Below are 14950 nucleotides of genomic sequence, written 5' to 3'. Positions count from 1 at the left end.
CTTAGCGAATGCCCAACAGCGCATCAAACAGCGTATTCGCGGTTTGCAGCACCTGAGCGTTTGCCAGGTAGTACTGCTGATAGCGTTGCAGGTTGCCGTATTCTTCATCAAGGTTAACGCCGGAAATCGATTGCTGCTGGTTGTACAACTGCGTCACAACATTGCCCTGCGCCGTGCTGCTGGTTTTCAACGTGGCGGTTTTGTTCCCCACATCGCTGACCATCGTCGCATAAGCATCATTAAAGGACTTATTGCCTACCGTTTTCTGGGTTTGTAAATCCAGCAGCGCCTGACCGTTACGGTTATCGCTCCCACCCGCATCGGGATCGGAAGCCATCGCAATTTTGGATTCATCGGTCACCAGCACGTTCATGTTCACAATGGCATCGCTGACCGGTTTCAGGGTAAAGCTGTCATTCGCATTTGCCCCTGCCCCGACCGTCACTTCCAGCCCGTCAAACGTCAGTTTCCCGTTGGTTTCAACCGCCTTAAAGCTGGTGTTGTCTGACAAGCGCGTGACCTGCCAGTCCTGACCATCAAATACCAGCTTATAATTGGTAGCCTGTACCGCGGAACTGTCGGTGACTTCCGCAGACAAGGTTCCGCTACCCGTATTTTTCGCATTACTCAATACGGACGGTTTACCGATGGAAAAGAAGTCCTCGCCCTGATCGCCATTGGCATCATATCCCTGTTTATGCTGGGCATTAAACGCTTCGGCAAAGGCCAGCGCCAGCTGGTTGAGGGTATTGCGAGTCTGATCCAGATCCTGAGAGCGGAACGTCAGCAACCCGCCAAGCGAGCCGCTATTGAGCAATTTTTCCGGGATTTCAATGTTTCCGGCAGTCGCATCAACATAGGCGACCGTGGTGCGTGACGGATCGGCGCTGGACGGCACCGCGGCCAGTTGACGGGCGCTGCTGCCCTGCACGAGGGTATAGCCATTCGCCATCGTCAGGTTATAGGTGCCGCCGTCCTGGACGCTAACTTCCACACCGACAATCTGGTTCAGCTCACTCACCAGTTGGTCGCGTTGGTCGAGAAGATCGTTCGGTGAAGCGCCCGCGCCCACCCCGGTCAGACGGGAAATCTGATCGTTCAGGCTGGCGATTTGCTTCGCGTAATTGTTGATCTGCTCAACGCTGGAGCCAATGGCGATATTGACCTGCTTATCCTGATCGCGCAGGTACTGATCGGTCGTTTTAAACTGGTTTACCAGGCCGTCGGCTTTACCGATAAGCGCCTGACGCGCCGCCGGGTCTTCCGCGTTGCTGACCAGCGTTTGCAGGCTGGTGAAGAAACCTTGCAGAGAGGTCGAAATCGAGCTGGTGGTACTGGAGAGCAGGTTATCAATTTTCGACATTTGCTCATACCGCACGGTCAAACCACTGCTCTGATTCTGCGCCGCGCGTAACTGATTGGTAATAAAAGAATCATACTCACGCTGTACGCCAGAAACGTAGACGCCATTACCGACCCAACCGCCCGCTCCCAGCGTACTGTTGGCCTGCGCCATAATCGTCGTCTGTCGGGTGTATCCGGCAACGTTATAGCTGGAGATGTTATTACTGGCAGTATTTAACGCAGACTGGGCTGCGCTAAGTCCGCTCATGGCGTTGTTAATTAAGCTGGACATGGAGGTTCCTTGTAATCCTTCAATACTGGTTATTATCGGCAGCGGGTTCCTGGACTTGAGCTATTTAAAAGAGATTGTCGAGATTCGCGCTGTACGTTTTGCTCACCTTGTCGCTCATGGATTTCAGCTGTTGAATCATGCTGGTTAATTTACGCGCATAGTCAGGATCGGTTGCATAACCGGCATTTTGTAACGCCTGTGCGCCCTGTTCAGCGGTAGACGCGGCGGTCACCGCGGCATAGCGCGGGTTACGGGTCAGCAGCCCCACATAATCCGATAGCGCCTCCAGATAGGAGCTGTAAACGCGGAATTTCGCTTTTACCTTCTTCGCTTCGCCGTTCTCATATTCGGTGGTGGTGATCTCTGTTACCGGCCCCTTCCAGTTGGACGAGGCCTTAATGCCAAACAGGTTAAAGCTCGGCTCACCATTTTCACGGCGGATCTGTCGCTGACCCCATCCCGACTCCAGCGCCGCCTGCGCCAGAATCAGATGATGCGGCACGCCGCTTTGTTCACTTGCCAGGCGTGCCGGAAGCGAAAGCTGGGCCAGGAAGTCTTTGCTGTCGCCGGACAGCGGCTCATCATTATTTTCCGGCGCTTTTGGCATCGCCTTACGCACCAGCTGCGTCAGCGCCTGATTTTGATAGCTGGTCACCGTTTCCAGAGGGAACTTCATTGGCACCTGCGGCGCTTCTTCCGCAGGCTGCGTCTGCCCCTCGGTCATCTGCCTGACCATCATCTCCGCCAGTCCCAACCCTTTACCGGCGGTCATCTGCTGCGCAATCTGCTGGTCATACATGCTGGTGTACAGTCGCGTTTGATCGCTGCTGAATATGCCGTCTTTCGGCAGCGCTTCACGCATGCTTTTCAGCATCATCTGCACAAACATCCCTTCAACCTGACGCGCGACCGGGCGGATATTCGCCGCCGGATCTTGCCCCGCTTTGGCTTTCAGCTCATTGAGCGATTGCGCATCCCAGGCCGCGCTGGCCAACAGTTTGCTGTCACCAATCATCAGATAATTTCCAGTTTGGCGCGCAGACAACCCGCGCTCTGCATGGATTGCAGGATGGACATCAGATCCATCGGCGTGGCGCCCAGCGCATTCAGCGCGCGGACGACATTGTTCAGGTTGGCGCTGGAACGGACGCTTTGCAGCGAACCGCCGCTCTGACGTAAATCAATCTGCGTTTGTGGCGTAACGACCGTCTGCCCCCCGCCAAACGGCGTGTCCGGCTGGCTGACGTTCGCCTGGCGATTCACCGTTACGGACAAATTGCCCTGCGCGACGGCGCAACTGTCCAGCGTCACTTCACGGTTCATCACCACGGAACCGGTACGGGAGTTAATCACCACCTTCGCGTCCTGTGGTGTGACGTTCACCTCCAGATTCTGGATATCCGCCAGGAAGCGTACCTGCGAGCTGTTGCCGCTGGGTACGCGAACCTGAATCGTGCGCGCATCCAGCGCGGTTGCACTGCCATAGCCACGAGCGCGGTTGATGGTGTCAGTGATCTGCTGCGCCATTGCGAAGTCTTCATTGTTCAGTTGCAGATTGAGGGTATTTCCGCCGCCAAACTGGCTGGGCAGCTCGCGTTCAATGATTGCGCCATTGGTGATACGCCCGCCATTGAGCTGGTTAACCTGCACGCTGCTGCCGCCCGCAGACGCCCCTGCGCCGCCGACTAAAATATTTCCCTGCGCCAGGGCATACACCTGGCTATCGACTCCTTTCAGCGGCGTCATCAGCAAGGTACCGCCGCGCAGACTTTTCGCGTTCCCCATTGAGGACACCACCACGTCGATCGTTTGCCCCTGGCGACCGAATGCCGGAAATTGCGCAGTGACCATTACCGCCGCAACGTTTTTCAACTGCATATTGGTGCCCGTCGGGACGGTGATCCCCAACTGAGACAGCATGTTATTCAGCGTCTGGGTGGTAAAGGGCGTCTGGGTCGTCTGGTCGCCCGTCCCGTCCAGGCCGACCACCAGCCCGTAACCAATCAGCGAGTTTTCCCGCACCCCCTGCACGCTGGTCAGATCCCGAATACGATCGGCATGCGCCAGGGTGGTTGCCAGTATCAGTACAATTCCAACAAGAGATTTAAACACTGGAGACCTCGCTTACATCGGCGACAAGTTAAGGAAGAAACGTTGCAGCCAACCCATATTTTGCGCCTCGTTGATATAGCCGTTGCCGACATATTCAATGCGCGCATCCGCAACCTGTGTTGACGGAACGGAGTTGCTGCCGCTGATGGTGCGTGGGTTCACGACCCCGGAGAAGCGGATGAACTCAGTGCCCTGATTAATGGCGATCTGTTTTTCACCCACGACGTGTAAATTGCCATTTGCCAGTACCTGATCGACGGTTACGGTCAGCGTGCCGCTAAAGGTATTGCTGGCGTTCGCACCGCCTTTACCGTTGAAGGAGTTCCCGCCAGAGGCTTCCATATCTGCACGCGCGTTGCCGAACAATCCCTGCAAATAACGAGGAACCGTATCAAAGCCGAAGTTGGTTTTACCGTCACGGCTGGCATTGGCGGAGGAGCTCTTACTGGCGCTGACGTTTTCCTGCAATACAATCGTCAGCGTATCGCCGATATTGCGTGGACGTCGGTCTTCAAACAGCGGCTGATAGCCATAGTTGATCGGCTGCGCAGACTGAAAAATGGAACCATTCGCCACCGGAGTCGGGCCCGGTATGGGCTGTGCAGTGGTCGCGCCCTGCACGAGCGGTGTGGAAGGTATCCAGGCACATCCTGTCAGTGAAACCACCAGCAGGGCCATAATCGGGTAATGGTGCGCAGCGTATTTTTGCATTGCCTTCATCTTCAAAATCAGTGTGCCGGTGAGGTTTCCCTCACCGGACGACACTTAGAGTTGCGTCAGTTTTTGCAGCATCTGATCGGTAGTCGATACCGCTTTGCTGTTAATTTCGTAAGCGCGCTGAACCTGGATCATATTCACCAGTTCTTCCGCCACGTTTACGTTAGAGGTTTCGACATAGCCCTGATACAGCAGACCCGCACCGTTAAGCCCTGGCGTACTCTCATTCGGCGCACCCGAGGATTGCGTTTCGGTGTACAGGTTTTCACCAATGCTTTCCAGACCCGTATCGTTCATGAACGTGGTCAGGTTAAGCTGCCCCACCTGTACCGGCGCGGCCTGCCCCTGCTGAGTTACGCTTACCACGCCATCGCGACCCACGGTGATGCTCAGCGAGTTCGCCGGAATGGTGATCGCTGGCTGTACCTGGAAGCCGCCCGCCGTGACCAGTTGACCGTTCTGATCCACCTGGAAAGAACCGTCACGGGTATAAGCAGAAGTGCCATCCGGCAGCATCACCTGGAAGAAGCCCTGCCCTTTGATGGCGACATCTTTACTGTTGTTGGTCTGAGACAGGTTGCCCTGACTATGCAGACGCTCGGTGGCGACCGGGCGAACGCCCGTACCGATTTGCAGACCAGAAGGTAAGGTCGTCTGTTCTGACGACTGCGCGCCAGGCTGACGAATCGTCTGGTACAGCAGGTCTTCAAACACCGCGCGTTGACGCTTAAAACCATTGGTGCTGACGTTTGCCAGGTTGTTGGCAATCACATCCATGTTGGTTTGCTGCGCGTCCAGGCCGGTTTTGGCGATCCATAATGAACTGATCATAAAATGTCCTGTATTAACTCATCGACAGCAGTTGGTTAGCGCGCCCGGCATTGTCATCCACGCTGCTGATAACCTTCATCTGCATTTCAAAACGGCGGGCGTTAGCGATCATATCGCTCATGGCGGACACCGCATTCACGTTACTGCCCTCCAGTACGCCAGACATCACGCGAATGGACGGGTCAGCCTGCAACACCGGGCCACGCGCAGCCTGTGTCGCCGCGCTTAAACGGAACATACCGTCATCGCCGCGTTGCACTTCGCTGCCAAGCGCTTTCACCAGCTTCAGACGTCCTACCGGTGCGACGGTATTGGCCGGATCGCCAGGGTTAAGCGCAGAGATAGTCCCGTCTGCCGCGATAGTGATTTCTGAACCTTCAGGAACGGCAATCGGCCCGGCTTCACCGATAACCGGATGCCCCTGAATTGTCAGTTGCCCGGTCGGGTCCACCTGAATACTGCCGTTACGGGTGTATCCCTCGTTACCATCAGCGGTCTGAACAACCAGCCAGCCATCCTGTTGCAGTGCCACATCCAGCGGGCGCGAGGTGTAATCCATCTGCCCGGGCGTCATATCGGCTCCCGGCGTGGACGCAGCCACCAGCGTACGCGTCGGTAAAGAGAGACCTTCCACCGGCACCGCGCGCAACGCATTAAGTTGCGCACGAAAACCCGGCGTGGAGGCGTTCGCCAGGTTGCTGGCCGTCACCGCTTGTTGATTAAGCGTCTGACTGGCCGCGCCCATGGCGGTATATATTGCGTGATCCATTAAGCCATCCCGTCAGGCGCTTAGCGCAGGTTAACCAGGGTGTTGAGGATCTGATCCTGGGTTTTGATGGTCTGCGCGTTTGACTGATAGTTACGCTGCGCGACGATCATATTCACCAGCTCTTTACTCAAATCCACGTTTGAGGATTCCAGCGCGCCGTTGGTCAACTTACCGAAGTTACCCGTACCCGCCGTACCAAGCAGCGCAACGCCTGAAGCCTGCGTCGCCGCCCAGACGTTATCGCCCTGAGAAGCCAGACCTTCATTGTTGGCGAAGTTAGCCAGCACGATCTGCCCCAGAACCTGCGTTTGTTCGTTGGAATAGTTACCCACTACGGTGCCGTCATCGTTGATCTGATAGCTCACCAGATCACCCGGCTTATAGCCGTTCTGGTTGGTCGCGACGATGTTGTTCGCACCAGTGTTCTGCTGCATGGAGTTCAGGAAGCTCAGGGAGAAAGAGGCTGGGTCCGCACCATTAATTGCGCCAGTGACGATATTGGCGGAACCGCCAGAAACCAGCATCCCGTTTTCATTGAATTCCATCGTGGTAGACAACGTCGGCGTCGCGGTTGGATCGCTGCTGTCCATGGTGTGAACTTCCCAGGTGTTGTCCTGCGTCTTAACAAAGAACACATTCACATCATGGGCGTTACCCTGACTGTCAAAAACAGTAACGGTACCCTTTTTGTTATAGGAATCCGCATCGCTCGGATCAAACGGCGTTTTCGACGGCAGTTCATCGCTGGAGTTAAGGTTGATCTGCATAGACGCCGTGGTAGTCGCCTTCGCGGCCATCAGGGTGTTCGGGATGGTGATCGGGCCTGGGTTGGCACCCTGCTGGATCGTCGGCGGCGTTCCGGTTGCCGGATAGCCGGTCAGTTGCAGCCCCTGCATGTTAACCAGATTGCGGTTCTCATCCAGTTTGAACTGGCCGTTACGGCTGTAGAAAACGGAGCCGTTGCTGTCTACCAGACGGAAGAAACCGTTCTGGCTAATCGCAACATCCAGACCACGCCCGGTGTTGGTGGTAGTGCCGTCGGTAAAGTCCTGGGTAATCCCGGCGACTTTAACGCCCAGGCCCACTTTGGAGCCCGCGAACATATCAGCAAAAGACGCCGTACCGGATTTAAACCCGTAGGTGGCGGAGTTGGCGATGTTATTACCAATAACATCGAGGTTGGTCGCTGCTGCGTTCAGACCGCTGACCGCTTGAGAAAAGGCCATGACTTACTCCTGATAAGTGTAAAGGCTTAAATGATCTGCCGTACTTCGTCGAGTGTGGTGGTTCCGTAGGTCCCTAAATCCAGGGTATTACCGCTACTGTTGCGGATAACCCCCTGAACCAGCGCAAACTGAAGCGGTTGCGCCACAAGCTGCGTACTGCCGTTGCTGGCGGCGATCGCGACGTTATAGGAACCGTTTGGCGCGCTTGTGCCATCCTCCAACGTACCGTCCCAGGTAAAGGTATGAACGCCAGCCTTCAGCTCGCCGATATTGATCGTGCGCACCACCTTGCCGTCTTTGTCGGTAATGGTGGCGGTAACTTTATCCGCTGCCTGCTGCAACTCCACGCCAAACGGCGTCGTGGTGATGGTCGCGCCCTCTTCGGTGCCCGTACCAGCCAGAATGGTGGTGCCGGGGATCATGACGCCATGACCAATCAGGGTGCTGGCCTGTAGCGACTGGCTGTTGTCAATCTGCCCGGAAATCGCGCCCAGCGTGGTGTTCAGTTTTTCAATTCCGCTAACGGTGCTGATCTGCGCCAGTTGCGTGGTCAGCTCGTTGTTTTGCAGTGGGTTGGTCGGGTCCTGATTCTTCAACTGCGCGACCAGCAATGTCAGGAAGCTGCTTTGCAAATCACTCGCGCTGCTTCCCGTCAGCGAACTGCCACTGCTGGTGGATGCGACTCCCGAGTTGGTCGAGTCATTCATATTTACGGCAATAGACATACGCGCCTCCTTTACTGGCCTAATGTCAGCGTTTTAAGCATCATGCTTTTCACGGTATTAAGAACTTCGACGTTTGCCTGATAGCTGCGCGAGGCTGACATGGTGTTGACCATTTCACCAACCACGTCCACATTAGGCATTTTTACGTACCCATTGGCGTCCGCCAGCGGGTTGCCAGGCTCATACACCAGTTTGTCCGGCGCCTGACTTTCAATGACGTCCGCCACTTTTACCCCACCGGTTGCCGCCCCTGGCGCCGCGTCTACCTGAAAGACCACCTGTTTAGCGCGATACGGCTGACCGTCCGGCCCGGTGACGCTATCGGCGTTCGCCAGGTTACTGGCCGCCACGTTAAGACGTTTGGACTGCGCGGTGAGCGCCGACCCGGCAATATCAAAAATGTTTAACAGCGCCACGAATTAGTTTCCTCCCTGTAGCACATTCATCATGCCTTTGATTTGTCCACCCAACACGGTGAGGCCCGTCTGGTATTTCAGACTGTTATCCGCAAACTGCGTACGCTCGCGGTCCATATCGACGGTATTGCCATCAAGGGACGGCTGGTCAGGAATACGGTAGAGCAGATCCACCGAAGGAGACGCGACGGTCTGGGCCGGAATGTGTTGTGCAGAGGTGAGCTTCAACGCGATCCCGCCGGTTTCTTCCCGGCCACGCACCATGACTTTTTTGAGTTCGCTGGCGAAATCCATATCACGCGCCTGATACCCAGGGGTGTCGGCGTTAGCGATATTGGCGGCCAACACCTCCTGGCGTTGAGCGCGCAGATTCAGCGCTTCCTGTTGAAAACGTAAGGCGGCATCGAGCTTATCGAGCATATCTCCTCCGCAAATGACAAAATTCAGCCGACAGCTTAAATCCCATCACGCGCGCGTTATCGCCGGAATAAACGCAAAATGCGTCGCTATTTGTTGCGTTGATGCTTGTGGTACGCAGGTAGAATCCTGTCATTGCTTAAACTGGCGGGAAGTGACGATGCAAACGTTAAAACGTGGAATAGCGCTGCTGGCGCTGCTGTTCAGCCCCCTGACGATGGCCCAGGATCTGAATGCCCAGTTAACGGACTGGTTTTCTCAGCGTCTGGCAGGGTTCAGCGATGACGTCGTCGTCACGATCCGCACGTCGCCCAATCTGTTGCCGAATTGCGAACAGCCCGCGCTGAGCGTAACCGGAAGTGCGAAGTTATGGGGGCATGTGAACGTACTGGCGCGCTGCGCGAACGAAAAGCGCTACCTACAGGTAAATGTACAGGCAACGGGGAATTACGTTGTTGCCGCGGCCCCCGTCGCCCGTGGCGGTGCGCTTGGCCCGGCTAACATCACGCTAAAACGCGGACGGCTGGATCAGCTTCCCCCGCGAACCGTCCTGGACATCAACCAGATTCAGGACGCCGTCAGCTTGCGCGACCTCGTTCCCGGGCAGCCAATACAGCTCAGTATGTTGCGCCAGGCATGGCGGATAAAAGCTGGTCAGCGCGTTCTGGTGGTGGCGAGCGGCGACGGATTTAGCGTCAATGCGGAAGGCCAGGCATTGAACAATGCCGCCGTCGCGCAAAACGCGCGCGTACGCATGTTGTCAGGCCAGGTCGTGAGTGGAACCGTCGATCCTGATGGGAATATTCTTATTAATCTATAATGAGTTAAAGATTTTGTAGTGGCTGCCGATAAATAATCAACCAATGATGATAGCTGGCTGCTACAGCGTAACCCCTCGATGAGGATAAATAAATGAGCATTGACCGTACCTCACCTTTGAAGCCCGTTAGCACTGTCCAACCGCGCGAAACCAGCGATGCGCCGGTACAAAAAGCGCGTCAGGAAAAAGCGTCAACCACGACCAGTACCAGTGTGAAGTTAAGCGATGCTCAGGCGAAACTGATGCAACCCGGCACCAGCGACATCAATATGGAGCGCGTGGAAACCCTGAAAACGGCGATTCGTAACGGTGAGTTGAAGATGGACACCGGTAAAATTGCAGACTCGCTGATCCGCGAGGCGCAGAGCTACTTACAGAGTAAATAAGCGTATGACTCGTCTGTCAGAAATTCTGGATCATATGACGGCTGTCCTCAATGACCTGAAAAAGGTGATGGATGCCGAGCAGCAGCAGCTCTCCGTAGGTCACATTAACGGTAGCCAGTTACAGCGTATTACAGAAGAAAAAAGCTCTTTACTGGCGACGCTGGATTATCTGGAGCAGCAGCGCCGTCTTGAACAAGATGCGCAGCGTAACGTTAATGATGATGTCGCCAGGCGCTGGCAGGCGATTACGGAAAAAACGCAGCATTTACGCGATCTCAACCAACATAATGGTTGGCTGCTGGAAGGGCAGATTGAACGGAATCATCAGGCGCTCGACATGCTGAAACCGCATCAGGAACCGACGCTGTATGGCGCGAACGGTCAAACCGCCTCTCCCCACCGTGGCGGGAAAAAAATCTCTATCTGATTGCCGGATGGCGGCTACGCCTTATCCGGCCTACACAATCGCAGAACAATCCTGTAGGCCCGGTAAGCGGCAGCGCCACCGGGCGATTGACCGTAATCCAGCCGACACAATCACAGAACAACCCTGTAGGCCGGTAAGCGACAGCGCCACCGGGCGATTGACCGTAATCCAGCCGACACAATCACAGAATAATCCTGTAGGCCCGGTAAGCGACAGCGCCACCGGGCAATTGGCCGTAATCCGGCCGACACAATCACAGAACAACCCTGTAGGCCCGGTAAGCGACAGCGCCACCGGGCGATTTGCCGGATAGAGGCTATGCCGTCCGGCGAGTAAATTCCTTCACTTTAAAGCCCAACACCGCCAGCGCGGCGAAATAGGCGGCAATCCCCACAACCACAACCGCCATCAGTCGGGCCAGACGCCACAGCATTGTCCCTTCTGACCACTCAGGCATAATATGCAACATGCCAACCAGCGCGGCGGACATCACCAGCACGGAAATCACCAGGCGGGTCAGGAACCACGTCCAGCCCGGCTGCGGAGTAAAGATTTTCTGTTTGCGCAGTTGCCAGTACAGCAGCGACGCATTCAGACACGCCGCCAGACCAATAGACAGCGACAGACCGGCATGCTTCAACGGCCCGATAAACGCCAGGTTCATCAACTGAGTCATGATCAGCGTCACAATGGCGATTCTGACCGGCGTTTTGATATCCTGGCGCGAGTAAAATCCCGGAGCCAAAACTTTCACCACGATTAAACCAATCAGACCAACGGAATAGGCCACCAGCGCGCGCTGGGTCATCGACGCATCAAAGGCGGTGAACTTGCCGTACTGGAACAGCGATACCGTCAGCGGTTTGGCCAGAATGCCCAGCGCGACGGCGCTCGGCAATGCCAGCAGAAAACACAGACGCAGCCCCCAGTCCATCAGACGGCAATACTCATCATGATTGCCGCTGGCAAAACTTTTAGACAGTGAAGGCAGCAAAATGGTGCCCAGCGCCACGCCCAGAACTCCTGACGGGAACTCCATCAGTCGGTCAGCATAATACATCCAGGAGACCGAACCGGAAGCCAGAAACGAGGCGAAAATGGTGTTGATGATCAGAGATATCTGGCTTACCGAAACGCCGAGGATCGCCGGGCCCATTTGCTTCACAACGCGCATCGCGCCTGCGTCACGAAAATTGATGCGCGGCAATACCAGCATCCCAATTTTCTTCAGATGAGGAAGCTGGTAAACCAGTTGCAGCACGCCGCCCACCGTCACCGCCCAGGCCAGCGCCAGTACGGGAGGATTAAAATACGGCGCGGCAAACAGCGCAAAGCCGATCATACTGATGTTCAGAAATGTGGGCGCAAACGCAGGAATCGAGAAACGGTTCCAGGTGTTGAGGATCGCGCCCGCCAGCGAGGCCAGCGAAATCAGCAAAATATACGGAAAGGTGATTTGCAGCAGTTTGGTGGTCAGGGCGAATTTATCAGCGGTATCAGCAAAACCCGGCGCGGTTACCATGATCACCCACGGCGCGGCGAGCATACCGGCCACCGTCACCACGGCTAACGCCAGGGTCAGCAGGCCGGAGACATAGGAGACAAAAACCCGGGTCGCCTCTTCGCCCTGCTTGCTCTTGTATTCTGCAAGGATCGGCACAAACGCCTGGGAAAATGCCCCTTCGGCAAAAATGCGCCGCAACAGATTCGGTAACTTGAATGCCACGAAAAAGGCGTCGGTCGCCATCCCTGCGCCAAAAATTCTGGCGACAATCGCGTCACGCGCAAAACCAAGCACGCGCGAAAACATGGTCATCGAGCTGACGGCAGCCAGCGATTTTAATAAATTCATCAGTGTTGTATTCCAGACCCTGGAGCAAAACCCTTGCATGGCCGACCGCAGGCCGGATAAAGGCGTTTACGCCGCCATCCGGCAATATCTCTGTGCCTGATAACCACGTACAAACGTCTTATCAGGCCGACAGAACGATCCACGGTTTGCCATCATTCTCTGTCAGAAAGAGGTGTTATTTTGAGTTGGCATATAGTACCTGGATTATGATGAATTACTACAGCCAGATGTTACAGGGCGTTATTCGCTCATTGCCTCGCGCCAGAGTTTCTCTACGACGCGCTGCGCCAGAATCGCCTGTTCGCCCGCCGTTTCAGGAACCGTCTGATTTTGCACGCATTCAATAAAATGACGGGCGCATCCGGCAAATCCCCGTTGTTCCTGGGTTGTCTGCCAGCCCGGAATAGGTTTATGCACCACGCCCTGACCGCGTTCCTCGCGCCATTCGCGCATGTCCGTCACATCAAACAGGCCGCCGTCCGTCACCGCCTGCACACATTCACGCTGACTCCCGGCGCGACGGTGCATACTGGTGGTGATTTGCAACTGATCCGTCGAAAAATGGTGTTCGGCATACAGCATCTCGCCAAGATCGTTGGTCTGCAACGTGCCGCCGTTCAGTTGCGCCTTGCCGTCCGTCAGCCACAGCGCGATGTCCACAACGTGCAGGTAGTCATCCAGCAGCGTGAAACGCAAATCATGCGGCCCGACGCTGTCCGTCCGGTGTTTATCCATACGGACAGAAGCGGCGGCGCCCAGTTGCGCTTTCAGATCACGGTAGAGCGGAGCGAAGCGTCGGTTAAACCCGACCATTAGCGTCAAATTTTTGCGCGCGGCCAACGCCACCAGCCGTTCCGCATCGCGCAGGTTTTCCGCCAGCGGTTTATCGACGCAGACATGAACCCCGGCATTGAGCAGTTCGCTCACCACCTCATAATGCGTCGCCGTGCTGGAGTGGACGAAAATGGCGTCGCAGGTTGACGCCAGCGCTGGCAACGACTCAACGTACGGCATCCGCCAGCTTTCACAAATGCGCAGCGCCTTATCCCGCGAAGGAGACCAGGCCCCCTGTAGCGTCCAGTCGCCGGATGCGCCCAGTACGGGCAACCAGGCTTTTTGGGCGATCCCCCCTAACCCAACAACACCGATACGTAATTTTTTCACGTTAGTCTCCCAGGTGCGCCAGGAGCGAATCAAGGCGCTGTTTCAGCTCCGCGACTTCGCCTTCCAGCGCCTCAACGCGCGCATGCAGATCGCCCGACGCCGCCTGCGGCGCGTCATCTGAACTCACCGGCTCATCGACTTCGCCGCAAAACAGGTGCATATACCGGCTTTCACGCTTACCCGCTTCGCGCGCCAGGCGCACTACGTAAGGGCCGTCGTCACGGGCGGCAAGCTGTTCCAGCGTCGATTCCACTTCTGCCATATCACTAAATTCATACATGCGGGATGCACGGCTGCGCAGTTCACCTGGCGTCTGGGCGCCACGCAACAGCAGCGTGGCAATCAGCGCCACCTCCGCCGGACTCAGTTTAAGATTGCCAAACTCGGAGTTGCAGAAGCGCTGTTCATATTTGGTGACGCGATTGCCGAAGCCGCTCACCGTTCGCAGAAAATGGCGTTTCACCAGATTATCAAGCTGTTCCTGCACCTCATGTTCCGATAAGTTCATTACCGGTTCACGGTTGGTTTTTTGATTGCAGGCGGTAACCACGCCGTTAACCGAGAGCGGGTACTGCTCCGGCGTTGTCACCTGTTTTTCCAGCAGGCAGCCAATCACTCGCGCTTCAGTGGCGGTTAGTTCGTATTTCATCGTCCTCTCCTTAGCGACCGGGGGTCCATTCAGTCGTCGTCAACGCCGTCAGCACATGATCGCGCCACTGTCCGTCAATCAACAGGTAATCTTTCGCATACCCTTCTTTTTCAAAGCCGAGTCGCGCCAGCAAGTCGCCGCTGCGCTTATTATGCGGCATATAGTTCGCCATAATACGGTGAATATGTTGCGTGCGCTGCATATAGCGAATCGCCGAGGTTAAGGCCTCATACATCAGCCCCTGCCCCTGCCACTTTTGTGCGATGGAGTATCCCAGATAACAGGCGTGGAATGAGCCACGCACTACGTTAGAAAAATTGGCCACGCCGATGATCTCTTTCTCTTCCGGGTCGAGCAGCGCGAAATAGAACGCTGAACCCTGTTTATGAAACTCGGCGATCATGCTCAGACGCGCCTGCCAGCCCGAAGGATAGCAGTGGCTTTCATCACGAACGGGTTCCCAGGGTTTTAAAAAATGACGATTTTCCGCGTAATAATCGGCCAGACGCCAGGCATCACGCTCATGTACTAAACGCACAACCAGACGGTCGGTTGTTAAGCGTACTTTTGGCACGTTACTGCGATAGCCAAACATTCTATACCTACTCCTTCCCGTAACGTCTTCACACCCTGATAACGTTACTATACCTGCGCCTGTACGCTCTGTGAAAAGTGCAAATCGTCATTTTTTGGCTTATTCACACATTTTGATGAAAACTCTCTATCAAGATGGACTTTTGATAAAAAAATATTGTCCCGGCAAAGGTGGGAAAAAACGCGCCGACACCGCAGAATAGAAGGTG

The 14950-nt window shown here is 55.6% G+C and carries 17 protein-coding genes; 3 read left to right on the top strand and 14 right to left on the bottom strand.

Annotated features, from left to right (window positions below; genetic code table 11):
• Position 1: 1 nt before the first annotated feature.
• From flgK to flgB, 10 genes are all read right to left on the bottom strand, one after another.
• The gene (gene flgK / locus OGV50_RS11890; protein WP_047457529.1) at positions 2-1636 is read right to left on the bottom strand and encodes a flagellar hook-associated protein FlgK; all 1635 of its coding nucleotides are present in this window, start codon (positions 1634-1636) and stop codon (positions 2-4) included.
• 64 nt (positions 1637-1700) lie between these two features.
• Positions 1701-2651: a flagellar assembly peptidoglycan hydrolase FlgJ gene (flgJ, locus tag OGV50_RS11885; protein WP_047457531.1), complete on the bottom strand. Its 951-nt coding sequence runs from the start codon at positions 2649-2651 to the stop codon at positions 1701-1703.
• The gene (locus OGV50_RS11880) at positions 2651-3748 is read right to left on the bottom strand and encodes a flagellar basal body P-ring protein FlgI (RefSeq protein WP_012132841.1); all 1098 of its coding nucleotides are present in this window, start codon (positions 3746-3748) and stop codon (positions 2651-2653) included. The genes flgJ and OGV50_RS11880 overlap by 1 nt, the downstream gene beginning before the upstream one ends.
• A gap of 12 nt (positions 3749-3760) precedes the next feature.
• Positions 3761-4459 (bottom strand): flagellar basal body L-ring protein FlgH, encoded by a 699-nt coding sequence (gene flgH, locus OGV50_RS11875; RefSeq protein ID WP_024130441.1) that lies wholly within the window; start codon positions 4457-4459, stop codon positions 3761-3763.
• 54 nt (positions 4460-4513) lie between these two features.
• Positions 4514-5296 (bottom strand): flagellar basal-body rod protein FlgG, encoded by a 783-nt coding sequence (gene flgG, locus OGV50_RS11870; RefSeq protein WP_012132843.1) that lies wholly within the window; start codon positions 5294-5296, stop codon positions 4514-4516.
• A 13-nt stretch (positions 5297-5309) separates the two neighbouring features.
• Entirely contained in the window at positions 5310-6065 is a 756-nt protein-coding gene (flgF, locus tag OGV50_RS11865) for a flagellar basal-body rod protein FlgF (RefSeq protein WP_012132844.1), read from the bottom strand.
• Between the two features lie 20 nt (positions 6066-6085).
• Positions 6086-7291, bottom strand: coding sequence for a flagellar hook protein FlgE (gene flgE, locus OGV50_RS11860; protein ID WP_012132845.1), 1206 nt, complete (start codon positions 7289-7291; stop codon positions 6086-6088).
• Positions 7292-7317: 26 nt separating this feature from the next.
• Positions 7318-8016 carry a flagellar hook assembly protein FlgD gene (gene flgD / locus OGV50_RS11855; protein WP_012132846.1) on the bottom strand — a complete coding sequence of 233 codons (699 nt, stop codon included), beginning with the start codon at positions 8014-8016 and terminating at the stop codon, positions 7318-7320.
• 11 nt (positions 8017-8027) lie between these two features.
• A complete protein-coding gene (gene flgC / locus OGV50_RS11850; RefSeq protein WP_012132847.1) occupies positions 8028-8432 on the bottom strand; it encodes a flagellar basal body rod protein FlgC in 405 nt (134 codons plus the stop codon).
• 3 nt (positions 8433-8435) lie between these two features.
• Positions 8436-8852: a flagellar basal body rod protein FlgB gene (gene flgB, locus OGV50_RS11845; RefSeq protein ID WP_012132848.1), complete on the bottom strand. Its 417-nt coding sequence runs from the start codon at positions 8850-8852 to the stop codon at positions 8436-8438.
• 157 nt (positions 8853-9009) lie between these two features.
• Here flgB and flgA point away from each other — a divergent pair, with 157 nt between their 5' ends.
• The 3 genes from flgA to flgN all read left to right on the top strand — a co-directional run bounded on the left by flgA (position 9010) and on the right by flgN (position 10482).
• Positions 9010-9669 (top strand): flagellar basal body P-ring formation chaperone FlgA, encoded by a 660-nt coding sequence (gene flgA / locus OGV50_RS11840; RefSeq protein ID WP_049010759.1) that lies wholly within the window; start codon positions 9010-9012, stop codon positions 9667-9669.
• 92 nt (positions 9670-9761) lie between these two features.
• Positions 9762-10055, top strand: coding sequence for a flagellar biosynthesis anti-sigma factor FlgM (gene flgM, locus OGV50_RS11835; protein ID WP_049010762.1), 294 nt, complete (start codon positions 9762-9764; stop codon positions 10053-10055).
• Between the two features lie 4 nt (positions 10056-10059).
• The gene (flgN, locus tag OGV50_RS11830) at positions 10060-10482 is read left to right on the top strand and encodes a flagella biosynthesis chaperone FlgN (RefSeq protein ID WP_012132851.1); all 423 of its coding nucleotides are present in this window, start codon (positions 10060-10062) and stop codon (positions 10480-10482) included.
• A 316-nt stretch (positions 10483-10798) separates the two neighbouring features.
• Here the strand turns inward: flgN and murJ are convergent, their stop codons facing one another.
• From murJ to rimJ, 4 genes are all read right to left on the bottom strand, one after another.
• On the bottom strand, positions 10799-12334 hold the full coding sequence (murJ, locus tag OGV50_RS11825) for a murein biosynthesis integral membrane protein MurJ (RefSeq protein WP_200092478.1): 1536 nt from the start codon (positions 12332-12334) through the stop codon (positions 10799-10801).
• Positions 12335-12574: 240 nt separating this feature from the next.
• Entirely contained in the window at positions 12575-13498 is a 924-nt protein-coding gene (locus tag OGV50_RS11820; RefSeq protein ID WP_286488554.1) for a Gfo/Idh/MocA family protein, read from the bottom strand.
• Position 13499: 1 nt separating this feature from the next.
• Complete coding sequence (locus OGV50_RS11815; RefSeq protein WP_071258235.1) at positions 13500-14147, bottom strand: YceH family protein; 648 nt, start codon at positions 14145-14147, stop codon at positions 13500-13502.
• Positions 14148-14157: 10 nt separating this feature from the next.
• Positions 14158-14742, bottom strand: a complete 585-nt coding sequence (gene rimJ, locus OGV50_RS11810; protein WP_024130443.1) for a ribosomal protein S5-alanine N-acetyltransferase — start codon at positions 14740-14742, stop codon at positions 14158-14160.
• Between the last annotated feature and the right edge of the window lie 208 nt (positions 14743-14950).

The sequence above is a fragment of the Citrobacter sp. CK180 genome (assembly GCF_030333655.1).
GTDB lineage: Bacteria > Pseudomonadota > Gammaproteobacteria > Enterobacterales > Enterobacteriaceae > Citrobacter_B > Citrobacter_B koseri.
The sequence above is the reverse complement of the archived record's forward strand: the minus strand, read 5'-3'. Positions and strand labels throughout refer to the sequence as shown.